Source organism: Rhodococcus sp. ABRD24 (genome assembly GCF_004328705.1).
In the GTDB taxonomy this organism is placed as follows: domain Bacteria; phylum Actinomycetota; class Actinomycetes; order Mycobacteriales; family Mycobacteriaceae; genus Prescottella.
This window is the reverse complement of record NZ_CP035319.1, coordinates 134,150-156,602: the sequence shown is the minus strand read 5'-3', so window position 1 is coordinate 156,602 and position 22,453 is coordinate 134,150. Positions and strand designations below refer to the sequence as shown.

Here is a 22,453-nt window from a genome sequence, read left to right as displayed (position 1 = left end):
TCGGCGGCGCACTCTCAACCGAGGGGTCCGCAACTCGGAAATCGATGGTGGCGTCCGATGGCGGGGGCGCATATAATCTATACCCAAGACGCAAAAGCGTTGATCATGCCGAAACATCACTCCTGAGGAAGGCCGCTGTTCACGGGGGATTCCCCTCCCGAAACGAACAGTCGACCACGAAATACCGCTCTTCAGCAGCAGGTCAGTGGGGTCTTCTTCCGTCAGCTCGATCGACTGGGGATGCCCGTGACGCTCTGATCGGGAGATGATTGGCAAGACGTGGGGCCCTTGTTGCAATGCCCTGACCCGGAGGCGGGTCTTTCGATCAATGATTCCGGGGGCTCACCGGCTGGAGCAGTTGCCTATTTTGGCGAGGATGCGGTGACAATACAATCCGTCAAGAGATGTCGAGATCGATGAGCTCGTGAACAAATTTGTGGGATCTTGCCAGTTTGAAACAATAAGGGAGCATTCCGAATATCGTTCCAAATCGGATCCAACGAAAGGGGTAATGATGACCGCCACCCAGCATTCCGCTGATGAAAAGACCACGGTCTTTGCGCGACTCGCCGAAATCTCTCTGGAGGAGAACCCTTCAACGGGGTCTCGGTGGAATCTGATCCTTCCGCCCGCCCTCTCCCTCGTCGACGACAGATACATACCTGATGAGCCGGTCCGTCCCGGCAGCGGAGGCACACGAGTCTTCATTGTGCGTGCGTCCAAGAGCGGAACCTATGAGGTTTCGGCGATTCTCCAGCGTCCCTGGGAGCCGAATCCGATCGAGACGCGAAAAATCGTCATCGTTGTGCAGTAAGTCGATCCCGACTCAGTCGCCGGTGCCGAAGCGCAGGACCGGCGACTGGGCCCTGGCTTCCCGGCGCAGGCCAAGGGTGATCTGGATGTCGGTACTTCGGTGAGTGGATAAGCTCGCTTGCCGTGACCGAAATGAGAACGGCAGCCGAACCACCACTGCCTACCCCCGACGGTGTTCGAGGCTACGAGAAACCACCCCAAACAACAGCCGACCTGACCAGCGCGCGTCTGGTTGCGATAGTCAGCTCGGTAGTGGGGATCCTCGCAGCGATCGCGATCCCGTTTCTACCCGTGCAGCAGACCGAGGCGAGAATCTCGTGGCCGCAGAACGGTTTTGCCACGGGTGTGACAGCACCGTTGGTGTCGTACACGCCGACCGATCTCGACATCACAATTCCGTGTGCGGCCGTCGGGGAGTTGGCCACTACGGGTGGCGGTGTCCTCGTGTCGACCGCACCGATCGGAGCCGCCGAGCCGGACCGGTGGACGCTGTCCGCCCGTGTGATCGCAGGCGACGACGTCGGCGGTCGATTGGAAGTGGTTGCCCGGAACACGATTCTGCTGTCGGCACCTGTCGAGTCCTTGTCGGGCGCAGGTTGTGCGGTCTCGATCTCGTCGACTCCGACCCGGACCGTCGCCACGGTGACTGGCAGCAGGGGCAGTGACACCGAGCAGATCTTCGATCGTGATCTGCGCCCGCAGATGGTCGGGGTCTTCTCGGACCTCGATGGTGCCGCGCCGGAGGGGCTGCGGGTCGACGCCACTCTCGATACTCGGTTCACGACGTCGCCGACCGCAATGAAGCTGACAGCGATGGTGCTGGCGGTGTTGGCGACAGTTCTCGCATTGTGGTCGCTGTACCGGCTCGATATCGCGGATGGGCGACGATCACGCAGAGTTCTCCCGGCTTCGTGGTGGTCCTTCACCCGCATCGACGCGGTCGTGGTCGGTGTGCTGGCGTTGTGGCATCTCATCGGAGCCAACACTTCCGACGACGGTTATCAGCTCGGAATGGCCCGCGCCGCAGGCGAGGCGGGCTACATGGCCAACTACTTCCGGTGGTTCGGCGTACCCGAAGCACCGTTCGGGACCCCGTTCTACGACGTCCTCGCCTGGATGGCGAATGTATCTACAGCCAGTGTGTGGATGCGCCTGCCGGCGCTCATCGCGGGGATTCTCACATGGTGGCTGATCAGTCGAGAGGTAGCGCCGAGGCTCGGGGTGGTGGTCCGCCGAACGTCGCTGCCGCTGTGGACCGGCGCACTGGTCTTCCTCGCGTTCTGGCTGCCGTTCAACAACGGTCTGCGCCCGGAACCGATCGTTGCAGCCGGGGTCCTGTTGACCTGGTGCTCAGTCGAACGTGCCGTCGCCACTCGGCGACTATTGCCTGCCGCGGCGGGCATCCTGATCGGTGCCCTCACGGTGACTGCCGGGCCGTCCGGCATCATCTGCTTTGCGGTGCTCATCGCTGGGGCTCGCCCGGTGGCGCGGATCGTTGCCGATCGCTCCCGCGTCACGGGCTACGCGGCGCTGCTGCTACCGATGGCATCCGCCGGACTGGTCATTCTTGCTGCCGCCTTCGCAGATCAAACATTTGCCGCAGTGCGTGAGATGCAGCGGGTACACCAGATCGCCCCGAACGCCCCCTGGTTCGAGGAGTACATGCGCTACCAATGGCTACTGCAGGACGGCGCCGACGGGTCACTGGCTCGCCGATTCGCGGTCTTCACCATGGTGCTCTGCCTGATCACCGTCATCCTGGCAATGCTCCGGCGCGGCGGCCAGATCCCCGGAACCGCCCAAGGCCCGACACGACGGATCGTCGGAATCACCATCGGCGCCATGGTGTTGATGACGTTCGTTCCTACCAAGTGGACCCACCACTTCGGGATCTATGCCGGCCTGGCCGCATCCGTTGCAATCGTCGCGGCAGTCGCGGTGGCTCCGGCAGTGTTGCGCTCACGCCGAAACCGGGCCCTGTTCGCGGCCGCGGTGATGGCGGTCGTAGCGATCTCCTTCGCCGGCCGAAATGAATGGTGGTACGTCTCGAGCTACGGCGTGCCATGGTTCGACAAGCCGCCATCTATCGCCGGCCACGGGTTCGCGGTGGCGTTTCTCGCCGTGACCGGACTGCTACTTGCGGTGGCCGCATGGTTCCACATCCACCCGACGGCCTCGACCAGAACCGATACGCCGTCGCGCTGGTGGGCCATCCCGCCGTTGACCGTCGCCGCGGCGGCCATGGTGTTGTTCGAGGTGCTGTCCTTCGCCAAGGGCGCGATCTCCCAGTATCCGGCGTACTCGATTGCCCGATCGAACATCGACGCGCTCACTGGTTCTTCGTGCGGGCTTGCCAATGACGTTCTGCTCGAAACGGATCCCAACGGGTCGATGCTGCAACCGATCGCCGCGACCACCGGCAGCGGCCTGTCAGCCGGCGGAGCGGACGGATTCACCCCGAACGGTGTGGCCCCGGACCTCACACCCGATCAAGAGGACCTCGCCTCCGGCACAGCGAACACCGTCGACCGCACCAACGCCGACCAGAAGACCTCGGGAGAGACCGCGGGCACCGGCGGAGGGTTCGGCGGCGAAGGGGTCAACGGCAGTACCATTGCCCTACCGTTCGGCCTGAATCCCGCCACTACGCCTGTTCTGGGCAGCTTCGGCAACGAGGGTGCTGCCGCCGTCACCACCGACTGGTATCAGCTACCGGAGTCCGATGCAGACGGCTCACGCGGGGACATCGTGTCCATCTCTGCGGCTGGCCGAGTTCGCTCGGTCAACGCAGACGGTATCGAAACCTACGGGCAGAAGCTCGAACTCGAATACGGTGTCGCGGCCCCGGACAATACGGTGAGGTCCCTGGGGTCGGCCGTACCGATCGACATCGGCCCGACGCCGTCGTGGCGGAATCTGCGGGTTCCGCTCGATCAGTTGCCGGCAGAGGCGAATGTCGTCCGGATTGTTGTCGTCGACAACGACATTCGGATGGATCAGTGGGTGGCATTCACTCCACCCCGAGTGCCCCGGACACAAACCCTGCAGCAGGTTCTCGGCCGCGACACCCCGGTGCTGCTGGACTGGGCGGTGGGTCTGAACTTCCCGTGCCAGCATCAGATGCTCCACGCCAACGGAGTCGCCGAGATTCCCGAGTATCGGATCTCCCCGGACCGGCCGGGGGCAGTCGTCACCGGACTGTGGCAGGACCACTACGGAGGGGGCCCGCTCGGCTGGACGCAATTGCTACTCGGCGCCCGAACGATCCCCTCCTATCTGGCCCATGACTGGGACCGAGATTGGGGCTCGATCGAGCAGTTCGTTCCGATCGACCGCAGCGCGACACCGGCGCAGATCCACACAAGCAGCACGACCCGGTCCGGGCTGTGGACACCAGGACCGATCAACATCACTTCCTGAGTGCGAATGTCGACCGTGGTGGGCCGAGCCGGATCCGGCTCGGCCCACCATGTCTGTCGCGATGAACAAACATGCGGTCAGCCCTGCTCAGCCACTCCAGCAATCACCGATCGCGCTGTGGTGATCAGTTGCGCAAGTCCGGGTTCTTCGATCGGCCAGTGTCCGCAGTTCTCGAGAAGGACCGACTGCGTTGGTGCGCAGATGCGGTCGAGGAATTGCTGGCTGAGCTGCGGTGGAGTCCATCGGTCGGCTGCGGGGTGAACAAGCGTCACTGGAGCAGCGGTGAACTGTTCGGGTACGGCGTGCGGGAAGGTGAACCAGTCGGCGAGGAATCCGAGGGGGACCCGGACTCCACCTCCGCGTGGATCGGAAGCGCACAGACGTGACAGGTCGGGGTCGTTACTCATTCGGTTCATACGCACCAGCCACTTGATCGGCGGGCGCAGTCCGCCGGCCACTCGGGCGATGGGCGGTAGAAGTGCGGGGGCAGCCTTCCCGGCGGCTCCCCATCGGGCTGCGGCCGCGCGGGCTCGAGGATCAGCGGGGTCGAGCAAGCACGTCGCGAGCACGGCAGCTACCTGACCTGTACGGGAAGCGACCTCGTACGCCATCATCCCGCCCATGCTTGCGCCGAAGAGAACCAGCGGGCGTGGGTCACAGGCTCGTTCGGCGTCGACCAGGTCGCACAGAAGGTCGATCCAATCGTGGTAGCGAACCTGAGCTGGCCGAGGCTCGACAGTGAGCCCGTAGATGGGCATGTCCGGAAAGAGGATCTCCACACCTTCGTCTGCAGCCAGTGCCGCGAATGACCAGAGCGCCATGGCGTGGCCGCCGGCGCCGTGGATTCCCATGACGCGCACACGAGCATCGGGGCGAACGGCGCGCGCAATGTGGACACGACGGCCGCGCCACTGCCACCACGTCGATTCCGGTTCGCGGTAAGCCGATCGGTAGCCATCGGGCAGGAAGCCTGCGTATGCCACTGCGTCCATTCTTCGAATCTCCGTCCTCGTCGGACTGTACGGGCCAGAACCCGCGCCGCTGTGGTGGCGAACGATAGCCGGACGCCACTGACCTGCACAATGTGCGTACCATTGCCAAGAATCGTAAGCGGCGCAACGAATTACAGATCCTCTACCGCCTCACTTGCTTGTTCGGTGAACCTGTCTTGCAGTTCACCGGGCAGGGTCCGCGATAGGGCACGTCTTCTGGACCGAGACATCCCCGTGGATCGGCAGGTTGCATATTAGGGCAGCCTGACCTATCTTAAATCTGGATTGGCTGCCGGACCGCGGGGAGTCCTGAGGGCTGCAGAGACTCCCGGTCCATCCCGCGGCGGGTTCCGCGCTTCCGGGCGCGGAACCCGCCGATCTGTTTTCGGAGGGGCGGATGTGCAGACTCCGATCTCGTGGATCACTATGACGAGGTACATATCGGACGAATTGATGGAGCAGATCATGGCGAGCGAGGCAGGGCACGCATTCGGGCTGGGTGATGGATCGGATCCCGCCCAGATCAATGCGTTTCTGAACAAGGGATTCGGCGAGGCGTTGGGTCTCGAGTTCACCGAGCTCACCCCGGACCGCGTCCGGGCCCAGTGGAAGGTGACCCCGGCGCTGCATCAGCCATGGGGGATCATGCATGGCGGCGTGCATTGCGCGGTGGTCGAATCGGTGGCCAGCATCGCCGCGAGCATTTGGCTCGGCGACCGAGGCCACGTCGTCGGAGTCAACAACAACACAGACTTTCTCCGAGCTTCACGCGAAGGCGTGCTCTATGCGGAGGGAAATCCCGTCCATCGTGGACGCACACAGCAGTTGTGGCTGGTGACGATCACCGACGAGCAGGAACGGCTGGTCGCACGCGGCCAAGTGCGGTTGCAGAACATCACCGAGACTGACCGGCTAGGCAAGTAGTGTCTCGTGGTCGCCGTCTTGGGTGCGGCGACCACGAGCCTTCGGTCGGCGGCTCAGCCGACCTCGCGTGACTCGGCCGCATGGCGTGCCCGACTCTGCTCCTGCAGGATGTCGATCGCGTTGCGCGCGAACACCTGTTGCTCGGTAGACGCCATCTGTGCACGTCCGCGACCGAGGAACGAGACCGTCCACGAGATCACCGTGGACAACCGGCTCCGGAAGCCCACCAGATACATCAGGTGGATCACGAGCCACATCATCCAGCCGATGAACCCGCTGATCTCGAGCTTGCCGACCTTCGCGACCGCGCTGAACCGCGAGATTGTGGCCATCGAGCCCTTGTCGAAATACTTGAACGGCTGACGGTCCTCGGGTTTCGCGCCGTCCAGCCCCGCCCGGATCTCCTTGGCCGCGTACTTGCCGCCCTGCATCGCGACCTGCGCGAGGCCCGGCAGCTTGTCGAGCGACATCATGTCGCCGATGACGAACACATGGGGATAGCCGGGCAGGGTGAGATCCGGATTGACGTGCACCCGTCCGGCGCGGTCGACTTCCGCGCCGGACTGCTCGCCCAACTGCTTCCCGAGCGGGCTCGCCTGGACACCGGCCGACCAGACCTTGCACTGAGATTCGATGCGCATCTCGGTGCCGTCCTTGTGCCGGACCACCAGACCGTCGACATCGACGTTGGTCACCATCGCGTCCAGCTGAATCTCCACACCGAGCTTCTCCAACCGCTCCGCGGCCTTGCGGCTCAACTTGCCGCCGTAGACCGGCAACACCGCGGGCGCGCCGTCCAGGAGGATGACGCGAGCGTCGGTCGGATCGATGCGACGGAACGCGCCCTTGAGCGTGCGGTGCGCGAGCTCGGCGATCTGTCCGGCCAGCTCGACGCCCGTAGGGCCCGCGCCGACCACTACGAACGTCAGCAGCCGCGCGCGCTCGTCCGGATTGTCGGACAACTCGGCCTGCTCGAACGCGCCGAGGATCCGCCCGCGCAACTCGAGGGCATCGTCGATGGTCTTCATACCGGGTGCGAACTCGGCAAAATGATCATTGCCGAAGTACGACTGCCCGGCACCGGCCGCGACGATGAGCGAATCGAACTCGGTGACCGTGATGCGATCGAGTAGCCGGGAGGTCACTTTCCCGCCCGCGAGATCGATAGTCTCCACGTCGCCCAGCAGCACCTCCGCGTTCTTCTGCTTGCGCAACACCATCCGGGTGGCGGGTGCGATATCGCCGACGGAGAGAATGCCGGTTGCGACTTGATAGAGCAGTGGCTGGAACAGGTGGTGGGTGGTTCTCGCGATGAGTGTGATGTCCGCGTCGGCGCGTTCGAGGGCCTGTGCTCCGAACAACCCGCCGAAGCCGGATCCAATGATCACGACGCGGTGACGACGTGTGTGTGCCGAGGGGATGCTCATCCTGCGCTCCTCGAAGCTTGTCCGAACGTGCTCTCCTTGTCACCGTAGCCGTCGAATGGCCGGTCGTCTCTCCGACTCGGGGTCACTTCTCGTCGAGGAGCCGGTACAGCGGGTTGCGCGCGGCAGCTTCTCGCACACCGGTACCGGCGCCCTCGGTGTACACCTGTGTGGTGTTCATCGACTCATGCCCCAGCATGCGCATGAGAGTGAAGATGCTGACGTTCTCGTCCGCCATGTTGGTCGCGAAGGTATGCCGGAACTGGTGCGTCAGGGCGCCCTTGGCCCGCTCGCCATTGATCCCAGCTCGCCGGTAGGCGCGCAGTACCCGGTATTGCAGGGTGCCGCGGGTGATTCGTTCGCCGTCTGCGCCCACGAACAGGGGGTCGGCGCTACGGAAGTGCTGCCACGGCGTCGCGTCGGCGCTCACCCGGCGCTTGGTGGAGCCCGGGAAGCGGTCGATGCGGGACTCGAGGTAGCCACTGAGCGCGGCGACGAGCGCCGGTTCCGCGGTGGCCACCCGCTCCTTACTGCCCTTGCCGCGCACGAGAATCACCTTCGCAGCTCCCCCCGAGGCGTCCGCGGCGGTTCGGACATCGCCGATATCGACGGAGATCAGTTCGGAGGACCGCATGCCTGTGAGTAACGCGGTGAGGATGATCGCGAAATCGCGTTCCCCCCAGGGCCGGACGCCGTCGTGGTCGTCCTCTTGGAGGGTGGTGATCAGTCGCGCGACGGCGTCGGCCGGCAGCGCCTTGGGGAGCCGCTTCGGCGCCTTCGGGCGCAGCACCGCGGACATCGGGTTGGCGACGATGGCGTCGATTGAGAACAGGAAGTCGCACAGGGTGTTCCAGGTGGACCAGCACCGCCGGATCGAGGCCACCTCGTGCGTCGCTGCGAACGCCGCGAACGACTGCTGCATCGACTGTTTGGTGATCACGTCGACGGTCAGCTGCCGAACCGGCACGCCGGATTCCTGCGCGAGAAATCCGGCGATAGCGGACACGTCCTGCCGGTACGCCTTGATAGTGTGCGGGGACGGTTTGGCTGTGCTGCGGTGGAGGAGGAACTCGCCGAACCAGGCCTCGAGCAGTTGTCGATCATCACTCACGTAGGACTGCTCCAATACCCTTTCGGAATGTTCGTGCGGGAGCTGTGCGCGTCCCGTGCCGCCTCAGGGAGTCTATCTGCCGAGTCCGACCCCGAGCGTCCACGACAGGTTGCGCGCGGGAAAGCGTCCAGTACGGACGCTCCGCGAGCGTAGTTCGCGGACTGGGAGCTGGGCCTGGCGCCGACGAGAAGCGCTTCACCCTCGATTTCACCCCAGTCCAGCTTCCTTTGCTCGCCTCGTCCTCGGATAATTGGGACAGGCCAGGCGCACCCCCCGACGTGTGCCTGGCCTCCTCAATTTTCGAGCACGCTCCGCCCCGCTCATTCGGCTCGAGCACATGTGTAACCCATCCGCTCTCGGGGTAAGCCACCTCTTGTCGGCCCGTTCAGTGGCCGTGGCCCGACGAGGAGGCATGCGATGGCGACCTGTGAGACGTGCGGCAACGACTACGACAAGGCGTTCACGGTGGTCATGGGGGACCGGAAAGGCGTGTTCGACAGTTTCGAGTGTGCCGCCCACGCGATGGCTCCAGTGTGCGCGCACTGCGGGTGCCGGATTCTCGGCCACGGTGTCGAGGACGAGAGCCGGATCTTCTGCTGCGCGAACTGTGCGCGGATCGCCGGACACGAGCGGTTCGTCGACCGTGTGTAAGTCCGCGCCGTAAGGCCGTGTCGCAGTGCAGCTGTCGTCACGGCTCGAGTTCCTCTCGCTGGATCACGGCTCGAGTTCCTCTCGCTGGGTCACGGCTCGAGTTCCTCTCGCAGTGTCGCGAGGGAACGAGTGAGTAGCCGGGACACGTGCATCTGGGACAACCCGACCTGCTCCGCGATTTTGCTCTGGGTGAGATTGCCGTAGAACCTGAGCGCCAGGATCTGGCGTTCCCGTTCCGGCAGGACGGCGAGCGCCGGGCGCAAGGTCTCGTGGTTCTCGACTGTTTCCAGTTCGGAATCGTATTCGCCCAGCGTGTCTGCGAGGACCTGATCGGTTCGCCGATCGCCGGTGCCTGCATCGACCGACAGTGTCTGGTACGCATTTCCGGCCAGCAGTCCGTTGACCACGTCCTTCTCTCCGACGCCCAACTCGTCGGCGAGTTCGTGAGCCGTCGGGGATCGGCCGTGACGCTGAGTCAGCGCGCCAGTCACGTGAACGATCTCGAGGTGTAGTTCCTTGACTCCTCGGGGTACCCGCACGGCCCAACCTGTGTCGCGGAAGTGCCGTCGGATCTCACCGGTGATGGTCGGCACCGCGAAGGCCACGAAATCGGAGCCGACCGTGACATCGAACCTGTCGACCGCCTTCACCAGTCCAACTCGGCCAACCTGCACGAGGTCGTCGTAGTACTCACCACGCCCGGAGAACCGTTTCGCAATGTGCTCGGCGAGCGGAAGACATCGGATCACCACGTGTTCCCGCAACTTCCGGTACCGCTCGTCGTCCGGATCGAGCCCGGCCATGGACGCGAACAGCGGTCTGACGTCGCTGTACTCGTCGGCGCGCGCAATTCGGGGGGTCACACGTTCGACCCGCCTGATTGTCTGCGGCCCGAGCCGGGGATGTGCGATCGACGTGTGGGTTCGGCAGCGACCACACCGGCGTCGGGCCCATATGTGTGACTCATACGTCCTCCGATCGCGACGATGCCGCGTCCCTTCATCGTATGGCGCCGCAGCGGTCCCTGGTTAGACCTCGAGAACCTCCTCGACAGGCGTCGGCCACCAGCCTGGAGGGGGAGTGCCTATCCGCGCGGCCGGCCGGGCCGCCTGGCGACGATTGCGAAGTTCAGGGGGATTCGAGGCGCCTCCGGTGACAGCGTCCACCCCTGCGAACACGGGACAAGGTCAGGAAAGGCGGGCCAGTCCATGAAGGGGAGCTCGCTGAATGCCTCAATTCGGAGCCCTGCACATAGCAGTGAACTGACGACCTCACCCAAGTCGTGCCGCCACTCGTGATTGGTGACGTGTGCAATTCGTCCGGCCGAGTTGTCGGTATAGGTTCCGGAGTCATCGTAAGTTCGGGTGCCGCCGCCTCCGAGGTAATCATCGGTGATGACCCAGGGTTCGAATTCCATCGCACCGAGGATCGGATGATCGTCTCGGATCATGAACACACCACCCGGTTCGAGAAGGTCATGGATCGACTGAGCCCAAGTCGCAAGCTCCGGTAGCCACACGATGGTTCCGGCACTGGTGACGATGATGTCGAAGCGTCGGTCGATCAGCATCGAGGCGAACCGTGCGTCGCCTTCCACCCAGTTGATCTCCCGGCCGTCGGCCTTCGCAATGCGAGCCGCGTGGTGCAGCGACTTGGGGGACAGGTCGAGCCCGTGGACGTCGACGGCCCCGAGCCGCGCCCAGGAGACGGTATCGGTGCCTATGTGACACTGCAGGTGCAGCAGCGAACGACCCCGGACCCCGGAATCCGGCAGGTGGGGAGCCAACACCGAGAGGTCCTTCTGCACGACGGCGGAGATTTCGGCGCGGTCGGCCAGGAAGCCGTCGACGTTGTACATCTCGGAGCGCGCGTGGACCTCGGCTCGATCGTCCCAGTTCGCCCGGTTGGCGGCGATGGCTTCCGTCTCGTGCATGGAGAGTCCTTTCGAAAATGGCGTCGGCTGGCAGATCAGCCTTCTTTGTATCACGCGCGTGATACATAAGCCTGTCGATTTAGACTGACCCGGTGCCCGTACAGGTTGATGCCGATGAACGCCGACGTCATATCGCGGAGGCGGCGCTACGCCTGGTCGTTGCCGAAGGCATGGCCGCCGTGACATTTCGAAAGGTCGCCGCGGAGGCCGCCCTGAACGTCGGATCGGTCCGCCACTACTTTGCCGACCATGAGTCGCTCGTCGTCGCGGCAGTGACCGAGGCTGGAGATCGCATGGGGCAGCGCCTGGCCCGCCATCCCGCGCCCGCGGGACAGGGTCGCGAAGCGGCGAAGCGGCATCTTCTCGTCGTACTCGAAGAGCTGGTGCCCTTGGACGATGAGCGGCATCGAGAAGCGGTCGTCCTGCTGGAGGTCATCACCGCTTCGCGAATCAACCGCGCCTTCGAGCCTGTGACCAGACAGATGGCGTCAGATCTGCATGTAGTGCTGACTGAGGCACTGGCCGAGGTCGGCGTGAGTGCCCCCGCTCGCGAGGCAGTTCGCTTGGCTGCTCTCATTTCCGGCCTGTCATTGGATGCGGTGACCCCGCATGGAGGAGTCGACAGGTCGACCATCCGGGCAGTGCTGGAACAGCACGTCGCGGGGCTCTGACGTGATGCCCTCGAGTAGGGGGAGTGGGGTAGTGGAATGCGCTTGCGGGCAAGGCCGATCGGTTCTGCGGCACGCAGCCGGAGAGTGGTCGGGCAGAACGTGCTCAGGGAACCCGATCGTCGTACGGGAACTGGGGCGGAGCAGGGGCGGCCATGAGGGTGGCGGATTGGGTGCGGCACTCCAGATATGTGAATCGGTGCCACCTCGGCGGTGTTCGCTGTATCTTGAAAGCGATTGGAAGACATGGATATTCGTCATTATCCATGAAAGGTGAGTGCGGGATGGCCCGAGAGCGGCGGGGGAAGGCCGGCTCGGATCAGCGTCGTGGCCTACGTCGAACAGCGGATCCCGAGTCCGGCGCGGACGCCGCGTTCCGATTGTCGCATCCGCGGCGCCATGACCATCAGGCAGAGTCGTCATCCCGAGGCGGCGTCATCACTATGGAGCGATGTGCGATCAGGAACGCGTGGACACCGATCGATCCGAGGTGGGGCGATCAGCCGGAGCCGCCGCGCGCAGCCTTGCCTGCTGCGCGCGCGATTCGGCTCGCGGGAGGCAAGGCTGCGCGCGGCGTCGTGGGCCGGGGCAACACGATGAATCAGCACTGATGCACCCGGGCTCCGTCGGAAGGCTGCTCGACCAGCGCCGGGGACCGCCCGATATCGATTACTTGACATAATGTGGATTATCGGCGAAATGGTGACCTGCATGAATATCGCGCTCGGCCGGATGATGACGTTAATCGCCACGCTGACTGGCAAATGGAGTCCGCAGTCGGCGCAGTGGTCGCCCTCGTTGCGGCGGCTTCGTTCACTGATCGCTCACTCGACTCGAGACCTTCGGAGCCTGCCCAGTTATCTGCTTGCTCCGTCCGTCTCGCTGACAGTGTGGATTTGGGACGGTGCGGATTTGGGACAGTACGGCATCTGGGCGCGACGACAACCTCGCGCAATCAGGCGTTCATCGGGTCGACAAGTTCCCTACCCGGACTCCCAGTCTTGCACCCCATTTTCGTCACAGTGACGAAAATGCTCTGGTGTGCTTGTCGGCCCAATTTGACACTTCGACCTGAGACTTCGGTCCAGCATGCAGCACCCACATCCGAGTCAGCCATGGACCATTTTGGTCAGATCTTCTGGAGTCCATGCAGGCCAGATGATCTCGGCTACCGCGTCTCCGTCGACGAACCGCGCGACGATCCGTGTGACGTCCGCGGCGGTGTTGTCGTAGACGGTCGCGTGGTCGGCTCGGCCGATCGCGTCTACGACCAGCGGCCACAGTCGCTTGAATCGCTCGCGAATCTTTTCCTCGGGCACCGAGTGCCCGCCCTCGACGACGCGTTCGGCAACACGAGCGACCGACAGCTCGACTGGCACCAGGACTATGTGGAGCACGACGACGTACCCGGCCTCGCGGGCCCGGTCGATCAACTCCAGTTTCGAGGGGTGCGAGAACACCGTCTCGGCGATGAACGACTCCCCCTGCTTGATCAGGGCGAGTCGGATCGTCGCTGCAATCTGCGCGGCCTCGTAGGAGTGCTCCTCGGCACTGTCAGGCCAGCGGTCCTTGGCGATGACGTCGGCGTTGACGAATATGCTGCCCGGCAGCAGCGGCGCGAGGCGTTGCTCGACGAACGTCGACTTACCGGCGCCATTCGGTCCGACGATCAGGTCGAGACGTCTCACAGGATGATTTGGGTGCCGTCAGGAAGGTGTTTGACGACGCGTCCCTGGTCGTCGAGCACGACCGCCGCGCGGCCCTGGGCGGCGCGGTCGGCGACATGGTTGCCTGCGGCGAGTGATTCTTCGAGTGTGGCCGCGATCTCGGCGTTGAACACCGCGCCTTCCTCGGCGGAGAGCGCGCTCAGCGATATCCGGCCGGCGAGGGCCGCCTCGACGCGACGGCGAGCGACCCGTCGCTGATTCGACACCTCGCGACCGACCCGGGCCCAGTGCTCGAGCTGCTGGCGTGCCGAGCGGTGCTCGCGCTCCCCCTCGGCCGAAGCGGCGTCGAAGAGCTCCGCCGAGAACCTGGTGACCTTGTCGGCGACCTCCGTCATGACTTCTCCTTCCACGCAACATCACTTCGGGCACATCACCGAGGCCATTGTAGCAATCTGCTACACGGTGTTCTTGCGCTCGTCACGTCCCCACGAGCACCGGTCAGGCGGTTCCGCGCTGAGACACCGCCACAGCGCCCATCGATCGCCGCCGGCGTGGGAGAATGGCCCTGTGTCTCGCGCACCGAGACCGGGCGCGCGCCCGGGCGGTACAGGTCAACTCGAGCAGCACGGGTTGACCGTCGATACCTGCCGGACTCGCGGGCAGCTCGGTGAGCTCGTGCAGGCGCTGTTGGATGTGACATCCGGGCTCGAGCTCGACGACACCCTCGATCGGGTGGTCGAAGCCGCGATGCGGCTCACCGGTGCACGCTACGGCGCTCTCGGCGTCCGGAGTGCCCACGCCACACAGCTGTCGCAGTTCGTGCACCGCGGTATCGATCCGAGCGCGGTGGCGAACATCGGCGGACTCCCCCGCGGCCGCGGCGTCCTGGGCCTGATGTTCGATGAGCCCGTGCCGCTGCGTCTCGATGACCTGGGGCAGCACCCGTCCTCGGTAGGCCTTCCGCCAGGGCATCCGACCATGCGGACGTTCCTCGGGGTTCCGGTCCGGGTGCGCGGTGGCGTGTTCGGCATCCTGTACCTGTCCGAGAAGGCGAGCGGCGCCACCTTCACCGAGGATGACGAGATCATCGTGCAGGCGCTGACGTCGGCAGCCGGTGTCGCTATCGACAATGCCCGAATTCACGACCAGGCACAGGCGCGTCGAAGCCGGCTCGAGGCGCTGCAGGACGTGAGCACCGAACTGCTCGGCGGGAACGATCCGGGGCGTGCTATTCAGCTGGTGGCCGACCGGGCCTGTGAACTCACCGACGCGGACCAGAGTTTTGTCGCGGTGCCGTCGGATCCGGACGTTCCACCCGATCAGGTGGACGAACTCGTGATCACTGTCGCATCCGGCCCAGAATCCGGACATGCGTTGGGCCGCAGGATTCCGGTCAACCGCTCGAGTTCCGGTGAGGTGTTCCGAACCCGTCTGCCGAACAGCTCCGACCACCTCGAGTACGACGCCTTCGGTAGTGCGGTGAAGGACTTCGGTCCTGCGATGATCACTCCCCTGCGCGCTGTCGGTACCGCGACCGGTGTGCTGGTGGCGCTGCGTCGCCGCGGTCGGCCCACATTCGACACCGACCAGCTGGCGCTGATGACGTCGTTCGCGGATCAGGCCGCTCTCGCGTTGCGCGTAGCAGCTGCACAACGCGAGAAGCAGGAGCTGACGCTGCTCGCCGACCGCGACCGTATCGCCCGGGACCTGCACGACCACGTGATTCAGCGGTTGTTCGCGGCGGGCCTGTCCCTGCACGGCACCCTGCGACGGACGGAGGCGCCGGAGGTGCGAGCGCGGATCGACTCCACGATCGACGAACTGCAGGCGATCATCGGCGATATCCGGACGGTCATCTTCGATTTACACAGCGGCGCAAGCGAATCGGAGAATCTTGGGCGGCTGCGGCGTGCGGTGGCGGATCTTACTGCCGACAGCGGCCTGGTCGCCGATGTCCGCTTTCACGGTCCGCTCGGTGCGGTCCGACCGGATCTCGCGGACCATGCCGAGGCCGTGGTCCGGGAGGCGGTCAGCAATGCGGTCCGCCACTCCAGCGCCGACACGGTGGCGGTCATGGTCACCGTGGACGACCAGCTGACGGTGGAAGTGGAGGACGACGGGTCCGGTGTCGATACGCCTTCGGCCCCGAGTGGGCTCGCGAATCTCGCGGCCCGGGCGCGGGAGGTGGACGGGACGTTCGAGTTCGATTCGACGGTCGGATCGGGGACCCGGGTCCGCTGGTCTGCGCCACTGCCCGAGCGGCGAGCGGCCGAAGCGCAAGACTGAGCAGGCTAGTGACGGAGGACCCCTGTGGCCAACGAACCTGAGACCGCGTCCGGTGTGCTGCCAGGTCCGGACGCGATTGTCGTCGGAGTCGACGAGTCGGATTCCGCGTTCGATGCGTTGCATTGGGCGGCCCGGGTGGCGGGGCGTCGCGCCGCTCCCCTGCATGTCGTGCACGCGCTGCCGACTCCCGGGGTGTTCCTGAGTGAGGCAGCGGTTCTCATTCAGGCGCAGTTCACCGAGACGCTGCAGGAAGCCGCGAAGCAGGTGCTGGCGCGGGCGCGGACGGCGATGGAGTCCGATCACCCTGATGTGGCCTTCACGACCGGCGCCTATCCGGGGCCGTCGGCGGCGGCACTGATCGACGTCAGCGAGGACGCTGCGCTGCTGGTCCTGGGCGCGACCGGCTCCGGCAGCATCGGGACCGCACTGGTCGGGTCGACAGGCCAGCGGGTGGCGAACCACTCACGGTGCCCGGTGACGATCTGTCGGGGCGGGCGGCATGCCGCCGCGGATACACGTCCGGTAGTGGTCGGCGTGGACGGCAGTGAGTTGAGTGTCCGGGCGGTGGGCGCGGCATTCGAGTACGCGTCACTGTTCGACGTTCCTCTGATCGTTGTTCATGCGTGGGGCTCGGACCGAACCGCGGACCCGCACAGTGCGTCTCGACTGGCGGACTGGGCGGCGATCGAGACAGCGGAACGCGCGGTGGTCAGCGAGAGTATCGCGGGCTGGGTCGAGGACTATCCCGACGTCGAAATCGTGACCGAGCTGAATCAAGCCGGTGCCGGCCGGCTATTGCTCGCGTATGCGAAGCAAGCGCAGTTGGTGGTCGTCGGGAGCCGCGGACGCAGTCGGCTCGCGGGCGTCCTTCTCGGATCCACCAGCCAGAATCTGGTCCACCACGCCCCGTGCCCGGTGATGATCTGTCGCGATCCGACGCGGTGACCAACGACCCTGCCGAGCGCGCCTGGAACGGAGTCGAATGGAGATGTCACCGTTCGAGCGGTGATCGACAGCGACAGCGAGGAGTAGTCATGTCCAACGTTCCCGCCCGGCGCCGACCGCGGTCCGTGTTCCCGGATTTGACCGAACTGTTCGATGCCCTGCCCGTGACGGGGCTTCGTCCTCCGTTCGGCGGCAACTTGATTCGGGTCGAAGACCAGGTGGAGGACGACCGGTACATCTTGCGAGCCGAGCTTCCAGGCCTGGACCCGGCGAAGGATATCAAGGTCAGCGTCCAGGACGGTCATCTCACGATCGAGGCCGAGCGCACCGAGGAGAAGTCCGAGAACGGTCGATCCGAATTCAGCTACGGGTCGTTCACCCGCACCGTGGCGTTGCCGGTCGGTGCGGACGAGGACAAGGTCGAAGCCGGCTATTCCAAGGGCATTCTGGAGGTGTCGGTGGGGCTTTCCGCGAAGGACGAGGGCGCCAAGCAGATCGCGATCGAGTCCCGGGACTGAGTCTCGAGATTGAGTCCGCGGCCGGTCTGATCGTGCGCTACCCGGGGCGCACGATCAGCAGGGGGCACGTGACGGTGCGGAGCAGCGCGGTACTGGTGGAACCGAGTGTCATGCCGCGGAATCCGCCACGGCCCCGGCTGCCTACCACGATCAGCTGGGCTCCGGACCCGCGCATCAGCAGATTCCGCACCGGCCGATCCTGGACCACGACCGGCCGCACCGTGACGTCAGGGTACTGCTCCTGCCAGCCGGCGAGACTCTCGGCGAGAACGGCTCGTTCGGAGGACTCGGTCGTCGGCCACGTGGGGATCTGACGAGAACTGCTCGATGCGGCGAGAACCGACAGATCGAGGTCCGACCAGGCATGGATCGCAACCAGGTCCGCACCGTGCAGCGACGCCTCCTCGAATGCCGCGGCAATTGCCGCTTCGCTGGCCGCGGAGCCGTCTACTCCCACAACCACCGGACCGTCGAGGTCCGCCTCCCCGGGGCGCGGCCATCCGGCAATCACCGCGACCGGGCAATGCGCGTGGTGGACCACGGCCGAGGTGACCGATCCCACCAGCGAGCCGGTGAATTCCCCCAGCCCGCGGGTCCCCAACACGATCATCCGGGCCGTCTCGGAGTGCTCGAGTAGCGCCTCGACGGGGACACGCCCCGACAGCTCGATGTGAGGTTCGAGGGTGCCGCCCGGATCCTCGGCTGTAGCCAGCTCGACGGCGTCCGCAGAGGCGCGCTCCCCGAGGAGCCTCAGATCGTCGTCGAACGGAGACGAGGTGCCGATGCCGCCCGGGCTGACACTGGACACCAACAGCAGCGGTGCGCCGCGGATGACGGCCTCGCGCGCGGCCCAGCGCACCGCGTCACGAGAGGTCGGTGAGCCGTCGACTCCGACGACGATCGGGGAATCGATCATGTGGATCTCCTCGGTGGTGCGACGTGGTGGTGACCGGGGCCGGGGGTGGGCTGGATACGGACCTCCCCCACCCCGTGGATCGAGCGGGCGAGCACGAGAGCCACCTGGCGGTCGGCTTCGTCCGGGAAGGCGCCCTCGACCGTGACCACGCCATCGCGGACGTCTACCTGCCAGCGGGATGCCGCGCCGTACCGTGCAAGCCGGCCGAGCAGCTCGCCGCGAACGGTGGCGTCGTCTCGGGCCAGCGCCCGGACGACTTCGAGGCGGGTGATCATTCCGATCACGGTGAACTGGTCGACGATCGGCACCGCACGGGTTCGGGCATCGGCGAGTGCCGTTGCGACGTGCCGGACATCGGTATCCGGCGTCATCGCGAGTACCGGGGTGATCATGAGGTCTGTGACGCGGTCCACCGCGCCGTCCGGTCCGGGCGCCGGCGCGATCTTGTCGAGCAGGTTCGCCACGGTGATCAGCCCGACGAGTTCGCCGTCGTTGTTGACGACGGGCAGCGCGGATACCGCCGAGTCGGCGAGCAGTCGTAGGGCATCAGTGACGGTGGCGTGCTCGCCGACGGTGGCGACCGGATGGGTCATGATGTCGCGGGCACGCACGGCTCAGTCCTCGGTACGGGATGCGGCGCGAGCATGGTCCAGCAGGATCCGGCGCTCCGCGGTCGCGACGACGCGCCGCGTATGAGCGGCCGAGTCGGGCGTGACCGACACCGAGGTGATCCCTCGCCGCACCAGGTGTTCGGCCAGGCGCGGATCGGTGGAGACCGCCTGCCCGCACAGCGACGTGGTGAGCCCGGCGGCGCGGGATCGGTCGATGATTCGGTCGATGGCGTCGAGCACGGCTGGGTCCATCGTGTCGAAGAGGTCCTTGCACACCTCGGAATCACGGTCGACCCCCAGCATCAACTGGGTCAGGTCGTTGCTCCCGATGGAGACCCCGTCGATGCCCAACTTCGCGTAGGCGGGAATCCAGTGCACCACCGACGGCACCTCTGCCATGATCCAGCGGAGCATGCCGCGGTCGGCGCCGAGCGGATGCGCGTCGAGCTGTGCGAGGCACTGCGCGAGTTCCCAGCGGGTCCGCACGAACGGGATCATCAGGTGCACGTTCGGCAGGCGTTCGCGAACGCGGTGGAGGACGTCGAGATCGAGGCGGAAGAGCTCCGGTTCGCGGACGTAGCGGAAGCAGCCGCGGTAGCCGATCATCGGGTTGTCCTCGTCCGGTTCCACCTCCCCTCCCTCGAGTCCGGCGAACTCGTTGGAGCGCAGGTCGATCGCACGATAGACCACCGGCCGAGGCGCGAACGCTGCGGCGATGTGTTCGACGCCGGCTGCCATCTCGTCGATGTAGTCCTGGCGGCGTCCGGCGGCGATCATTGCGGTCGGGTGGGCGCCGCCGAGGGCCGTGGTGATCATGAACTCGGCGCGCAGCAGGCCGACGCCGTCGACGTCCTGGGCAGCGACGCCTTCAGCCGCATCGGGCGTCGCGAGGTTGACGTACACGGCGGTGGCCGTCGGTGCGGATACCGCCGTCCGCGTGGTGGCTGCTGTGGGAGCGGGGGTTTCGGCGGACGCCCGCTCGCCCGAGAACACCGTCCCGCTGCCGCCGTCGACGGTGATCAGTGTCCCGTCGGTGATGACGGTGGTCGCATCGTGGGTGCCGACGACCACCGGCCTGCCGAGTTCGCGTCCCACGATCGCGGCATGGCAGGTGACTCCGCCACCGTCGGTGACGATTGCGGCGGCCCGGCGCAGCACAGGAAGCCAGTCCGGGCGGGTCATCGGCGCGACCAGGATGTCACCGTCTCCGAGCCGGTCCGCGTCACCCAGTCCCAGCAGGACGCGCGCGGTACCTGTTGCGGTGCCGGGCCCGGCACCGAGGCCGTGTACCAGCTCGGTCCGGTCTGCGGCGGCGCGAGCGGTGTCGGCGGGGGCCGCGGAGCCAGTGCGGCCGAGCGTCGTGATCGGCCTCGTCTGGACGATCCACAGATGCCTGCCGGCAAAGGCGAATTCGAGGTCCTGGGGCTGCCCGTAGTGATTCTCGACGGCAGCGGCGAGCCGGGCCACTTGCAGTAGCTGGTCGTCGTCGAGGACCTGTCGATTGCTTTCCTCCGCCGACAGGTCGACGCGTCGGTCACCGGACTCCCCCGGCTCGATCGCGAAGGCCTGAGCGCCGATATGCAGCTCGAGCAGGTCGAAGCCCTCCTTCGCCACCACGTAGGTGTCCGGTTCGACCTGACCGCCCACGATCACCTCGCCCAGACCGAGTGCGGCCTCGATCACGATGCGGTCCCGCGCCCCGGTCCGTGGATCCGCGGTGAACGCAACTCCGGACCGGTCCGAGCGGACCATCCGCTGGACCACCACCGCGATGGATGGCTCATCGGTGTAGCCGCGCAGGGTCCGGTAGGTGAGAGCGCGCGCGGACCAGAGCGATGCCCAGCACTCGCGGACCGCATCGATCAGGGCATCGGCGCCGGTCACATCGGTGAAGCTCTCGTGGATCCCGGCGAAGGAGGTGTCGGCGGCGTCCTCCGCGGGGGCCGACGAGCGGACCGCTACCGACACCTCGTTGCCGAGGTCGCGATAGGCGCCTCGGATCTGCGCCTGCATCTCGTCGGGAAGCGTCACCCCGCGTACGACGGCCTGCAGTTCGTCGGCCTCTCGGGTGAGGTCACTGTCGTCAGGACTGCGCGGGGCAGCCCCACGGCGGGCGAGTTCGGACCGGACGCCGGCCGCATCCATCGCATCCTTGTACGCCTGCTCGTCGATCGCGAAGCCCGGCGGTACGGGGAACTTGCCGCGCGTGAGTTCGCCGAGATTCGCGGCTTTTCCGCCGACAGACGGCGCGTCGGCGGGCCCGAGCCGCTCGAGCGGGGCGACCCACCGGGACGGTGTCGGGGCCGGCTGAGCTGTCATGGTCCGTGCTCCTCGCTGCTGGGCCACTGGGCGGCTATGGCACTCGGATGTCGTTCTCGTCGTCTCGCTCCAGCAAACACCCGGTTGGGCCGCTCCTACAGGGCCCAAGGTCACCGGTCGCCGCGGAAGGAGGAGGGTGAGGCCCAACGACTCTTGCCGCGCCGATCGCGGGGCGACGACACTCGAGGAATGACAACGGGTCCTGGACCCGACGTGATCCGCGGCGCGGTCGAGATCGCATGTCGGGCACCGTCACTGCACAACAGTCAGCCGTGGTTGTGGACGTACGCCCGGGGGGCGCTGGAACTGTACGCCGACCGTGCGAGGTCGCTGGCGGTCACCGATCCCCTGGGACGTCAGATGCTCATCAGTTGCGGCGCGGTGCTGCACCACTGCGTGGTCGCGGCGTCCGGGTTTGGAAGCGACGTCACGGTCGAACGGTTTCCCGATCCGCAGGACCCGATGCACCTGGCCACCCTGAACTTCGCGCCGTCGAGGCAGACGCCGGACGCTGTCCCAGATTCCCGAATGGCGTCGTTGCGGGGTGCGATCGCCGATCGCCGCACCGATCGGCGGCCGTTCGATGCGCCGGAGTCGGCGGGTCTTGCGGGATTGGACGCCGGCCTGGGGTTGTTCGCGTCGTCGTTGACCCTCCTCGGCGACGACGGCGCCGCGCGTTTGGCGGAGGCGTCCCGTCATAGCGCGTCGGTGCGGCGCTATGACGCGGCCTACCGCACCGAACTCTTCTGGTGGACCGGGCACTCACTTCCCGACGAGGGCGTCCCGCCGTCCGCCCGGCCGGCCGGGCGGGCAGTTCCCACTGGTCGCGAATTCCCGAGCGGGACATTGAAGTCCGATGCACCGGGTCCGGATCGGGCCGCGCTCGCGGTGATCAGCACGGAAGCGGACACCCGACTCGACTGGTTACGCAGCGGTGAGGCGCTTTCCCAGGTCCTGCTCGACGCCACCGCTCGCGGGCTACGGACCTGCCCGCTCACCCATCTGACGGAGGTGGCGGCGAGCCGGGCGATGGTGCGGGACGCGGCAGCGGCGCGGGGCGAACGGTTCCGATTCCCACAGACCGTGGTGCGGATCGGTACCGGTAGGAACGGCGTGGCTGCAGAACTGTCGGCCACGGGACGTCGGTCCATCGACGAGGTGTGCCGGATTGATCAGGCCGCCCCAGAATCGGATTCGTCACCGCTCGCCGAATGACAGGAGTCCTCCGCCAGGACGACACATGCGCGGAGTTCCA

The 22,453-nt window shown here is 66.0% G+C and carries 19 protein-coding genes; 9 read left to right on the top strand and 10 right to left on the bottom strand.

What is annotated here, in order from left to right:
- The first annotated feature begins 514 nt into the window (after nt 1–514).
- Together ERC79_RS00610 and ERC79_RS00605 are read left to right on the top strand one after the other, a co-directional pair.
- Nucleotides 515–814 carry a protease inhibitor I42 family protein gene (locus ERC79_RS00610; protein ID WP_165497017.1) on the top strand — a complete coding sequence of 100 codons (300 nt, stop codon included), beginning with the start codon at nt 515–517 and terminating at the stop codon, nt 812–814.
- A 131-nt stretch (nt 815–945) separates the two neighbouring features.
- Complete coding sequence (locus ERC79_RS00605) at nt 946–4,233, top strand: arabinosyltransferase domain-containing protein (RefSeq protein WP_131580619.1); 3,288 nt, start codon at nt 946–948, stop codon at nt 4,231–4,233.
- A gap of 77 nt (nt 4,234–4,310) precedes the next feature.
- Here the strand turns inward: ERC79_RS00605 and ERC79_RS00600 are convergent, their stop codons facing one another.
- Nucleotides 4,311–5,225 (bottom strand): alpha/beta fold hydrolase, encoded by a 915-nt coding sequence (locus ERC79_RS00600; protein WP_131574843.1) that lies wholly within the window; start codon nt 5,223–5,225, stop codon nt 4,311–4,313.
- A 465-nt stretch (nt 5,226–5,690) separates the two neighbouring features.
- Between ERC79_RS00600 and ERC79_RS00595 the strand changes: the two genes are divergently transcribed.
- Complete coding sequence (locus ERC79_RS00595) at nt 5,691–6,149, top strand: PaaI family thioesterase (RefSeq protein WP_131580618.1); 459 nt, start codon at nt 5,691–5,693, stop codon at nt 6,147–6,149.
- 53 nt (nt 6,150–6,202) lie between these two features.
- Here ERC79_RS00595 and ERC79_RS00590 read toward each other — a convergent pair whose 3' ends face one another.
- Together ERC79_RS00590 and ERC79_RS00585 are read right to left on the bottom strand one after the other, a co-directional pair.
- Nucleotides 6,203–7,576 carry an NAD(P)/FAD-dependent oxidoreductase gene (locus ERC79_RS00590; protein ID WP_131574842.1) on the bottom strand — a complete coding sequence of 458 codons (1,374 nt, stop codon included), beginning with the start codon at nt 7,574–7,576 and terminating at the stop codon, nt 6,203–6,205.
- An 82-nt stretch (nt 7,577–7,658) separates the two neighbouring features.
- Nucleotides 7,659–8,684, bottom strand: a complete 1,026-nt coding sequence (locus ERC79_RS00585; protein ID WP_242676703.1) for a tyrosine-type recombinase/integrase — start codon at nt 8,682–8,684, stop codon at nt 7,659–7,661.
- A gap of 417 nt (nt 8,685–9,101) precedes the next feature.
- On the opposite strand from ERC79_RS00585, the gene ERC79_RS00580 reads away from it, so the two are divergent.
- A complete protein-coding gene (locus tag ERC79_RS00580) occupies nt 9,102–9,335 on the top strand; it encodes a hypothetical protein (protein WP_131574838.1) in 234 nt (77 codons plus the stop codon).
- An 89-nt stretch (nt 9,336–9,424) separates the two neighbouring features.
- Here the strand turns inward: ERC79_RS00580 and ERC79_RS00575 are convergent, their stop codons facing one another.
- Together ERC79_RS00575 and ERC79_RS00570 are read right to left on the bottom strand one after the other, a co-directional pair.
- Nucleotides 9,425–10,138: a SigB/SigF/SigG family RNA polymerase sigma factor gene (locus tag ERC79_RS00575; RefSeq protein WP_242676930.1), complete on the bottom strand. Its 714-nt coding sequence runs from the start codon at nt 10,136–10,138 to the stop codon at nt 9,425–9,427.
- Between the two features lie 281 nt (nt 10,139–10,419).
- A complete protein-coding gene (locus ERC79_RS00570; protein WP_131574835.1) occupies nt 10,420–11,268 on the bottom strand; it encodes a class I SAM-dependent methyltransferase in 849 nt (282 codons plus the stop codon).
- Between the two features lie 92 nt (nt 11,269–11,360).
- Here ERC79_RS00570 and ERC79_RS00565 point away from each other — a divergent pair, with 92 nt between their 5' ends.
- Nucleotides 11,361–11,939 carry a TetR family transcriptional regulator C-terminal domain-containing protein gene (locus tag ERC79_RS00565; protein WP_131574833.1) on the top strand — a complete coding sequence of 193 codons (579 nt, stop codon included), beginning with the start codon at nt 11,361–11,363 and terminating at the stop codon, nt 11,937–11,939.
- 1,106 nt (nt 11,940–13,045) lie between these two features.
- Here ERC79_RS00565 and ERC79_RS00560 read toward each other — a convergent pair.
- Together ERC79_RS00560 and ERC79_RS00555 are read right to left on the bottom strand one after the other, a co-directional pair.
- Entirely contained in the window at nt 13,046–13,624 is a 579-nt protein-coding gene (locus ERC79_RS00560) for a zeta toxin family protein (RefSeq protein ID WP_131574831.1), read from the bottom strand.
- The gene (locus ERC79_RS00555) at nt 13,621–13,998 is read right to left on the bottom strand and encodes a hypothetical protein (RefSeq protein ID WP_131574830.1); all 378 of its coding nucleotides are present in this window, start codon (nt 13,996–13,998) and stop codon (nt 13,621–13,623) included. Before ERC79_RS00555 ends, ERC79_RS00560 begins: the two co-directional genes overlap by 4 nt.
- A 172-nt stretch (nt 13,999–14,170) precedes the next feature.
- Between ERC79_RS00555 and ERC79_RS00550 the strand changes: the two genes are divergently transcribed.
- The 3 genes from ERC79_RS00550 (at nt 14,171) to ERC79_RS00540 (ending at nt 17,352) form a co-directional block, all read left to right on the top strand.
- Nucleotides 14,171–15,889, top strand: a complete 1,719-nt coding sequence (locus ERC79_RS00550; RefSeq protein ID WP_165497016.1) for a GAF domain-containing protein — start codon at nt 14,171–14,173, stop codon at nt 15,887–15,889.
- Nucleotides 15,890–15,913: 24 nt separating this feature from the next.
- The gene (locus tag ERC79_RS00545; protein ID WP_242676702.1) at nt 15,914–16,834 is read left to right on the top strand and encodes a universal stress protein; all 921 of its coding nucleotides are present in this window, start codon (nt 15,914–15,916) and stop codon (nt 16,832–16,834) included.
- A gap of 89 nt (nt 16,835–16,923) precedes the next feature.
- Complete coding sequence (locus ERC79_RS00540) at nt 16,924–17,352, top strand: Hsp20/alpha crystallin family protein (protein ID WP_131574826.1); 429 nt, start codon at nt 16,924–16,926, stop codon at nt 17,350–17,352.
- Nucleotides 17,353–17,389: 37 nt separating this feature from the next.
- On the opposite strand, the gene ERC79_RS00535 is transcribed toward ERC79_RS00540, so the two are convergent.
- The 3 genes from ERC79_RS00535 to ppsA are packed head-to-tail and all read right to left on the bottom strand — an operon-like array spanning nt 17,390 to nt 21,198.
- Complete coding sequence (locus tag ERC79_RS00535; RefSeq protein ID WP_131574824.1) at nt 17,390–18,268, bottom strand: universal stress protein; 879 nt, start codon at nt 18,266–18,268, stop codon at nt 17,390–17,392.
- Entirely contained in the window at nt 18,265–18,879 is a 615-nt protein-coding gene (locus ERC79_RS00530; protein WP_131574823.1) for a CBS domain-containing protein, read from the bottom strand. Before ERC79_RS00530 ends, ERC79_RS00535 begins: the two co-directional genes overlap by 4 nt.
- 3 nt (nt 18,880–18,882) lie before the next feature.
- On the bottom strand, nt 18,883–21,198 hold the full coding sequence (gene ppsA / locus ERC79_RS00525) for a phosphoenolpyruvate synthase (RefSeq protein ID WP_131574821.1): 2,316 nt from the start codon (nt 21,196–21,198) through the stop codon (nt 18,883–18,885).
- Between the two features lie 189 nt (nt 21,199–21,387).
- On the opposite strand from ppsA, the gene ERC79_RS00520 reads away from it, so the two are divergent.
- Nucleotides 21,388–22,413: a hypothetical protein gene (locus ERC79_RS00520; RefSeq protein WP_131574820.1), complete on the top strand. Its 1,026-nt coding sequence runs from the start codon at nt 21,388–21,390 to the stop codon at nt 22,411–22,413.
- The last annotated feature ends 40 nt before the right edge of the window (nt 22,414–22,453 follow it).

What these genes read in the sequence shown, in the direction of transcription:
- ERC79_RS00575 (WP_242676930.1), bottom strand. Translation starts at nt 10,138, where the DNA reads ATGGCCGGGCTCGATCCGGACGACGAGCGGTACCGGAAGTTGCGGGAA.
- ERC79_RS00600 (WP_131574843.1), bottom strand. Translation starts at nt 5,225, where the DNA reads ATGGACGCAGTGGCATACGCAGGCTTCCTGCCCGATGGCTACCGATCG.
- ERC79_RS00595 (WP_131580618.1), top strand. Translation starts at nt 5,691, where the DNA reads ATGGCGAGCGAGGCAGGGCACGCATTCGGGCTGGGTGATGGATCGGAT.
- ppsA (WP_131574821.1), bottom strand. Translation starts at nt 21,198, where the DNA reads ATGACAGCTCAGCCGGCCCCGACACCGTCCCGGTGGGTCGCCCCGCTC.
- ERC79_RS00520 (WP_131574820.1), top strand. Translation starts at nt 21,388, where the DNA reads ATGACAACGGGTCCTGGACCCGACGTGATCCGCGGCGCGGTCGAGATC.
- ERC79_RS00535 (WP_131574824.1), bottom strand. Translation starts at nt 18,268, where the DNA reads ATGATCGATTCCCCGATCGTCGTCGGAGTCGACGGCTCACCGACCTCT.
- ERC79_RS00540 (WP_131574826.1), top strand. Translation starts at nt 16,924, where the DNA reads ATGTCCAACGTTCCCGCCCGGCGCCGACCGCGGTCCGTGTTCCCGGAT.
- ERC79_RS00580 (WP_131574838.1), top strand. Translation starts at nt 9,102, where the DNA reads ATGGCGACCTGTGAGACGTGCGGCAACGACTACGACAAGGCGTTCACG.
- ERC79_RS00570 (WP_131574835.1), bottom strand. Translation starts at nt 11,268, where the DNA reads ATGCACGAGACGGAAGCCATCGCCGCCAACCGGGCGAACTGGGACGAT.
- ERC79_RS00590 (WP_131574842.1), bottom strand. Translation starts at nt 7,576, where the DNA reads ATGAGCATCCCCTCGGCACACACACGTCGTCACCGCGTCGTGATCATT.
- ERC79_RS00555 (WP_131574830.1), bottom strand. Translation starts at nt 13,998, where the DNA reads ATGACGGAGGTCGCCGACAAGGTCACCAGGTTCTCGGCGGAGCTCTTC.
- ERC79_RS00605 (WP_131580619.1), top strand. Translation starts at nt 946, where the DNA reads ATGAGAACGGCAGCCGAACCACCACTGCCTACCCCCGACGGTGTTCGA.
- ERC79_RS00610 (WP_165497017.1), top strand. Translation starts at nt 515, where the DNA reads ATGACCGCCACCCAGCATTCCGCTGATGAAAAGACCACGGTCTTTGCG.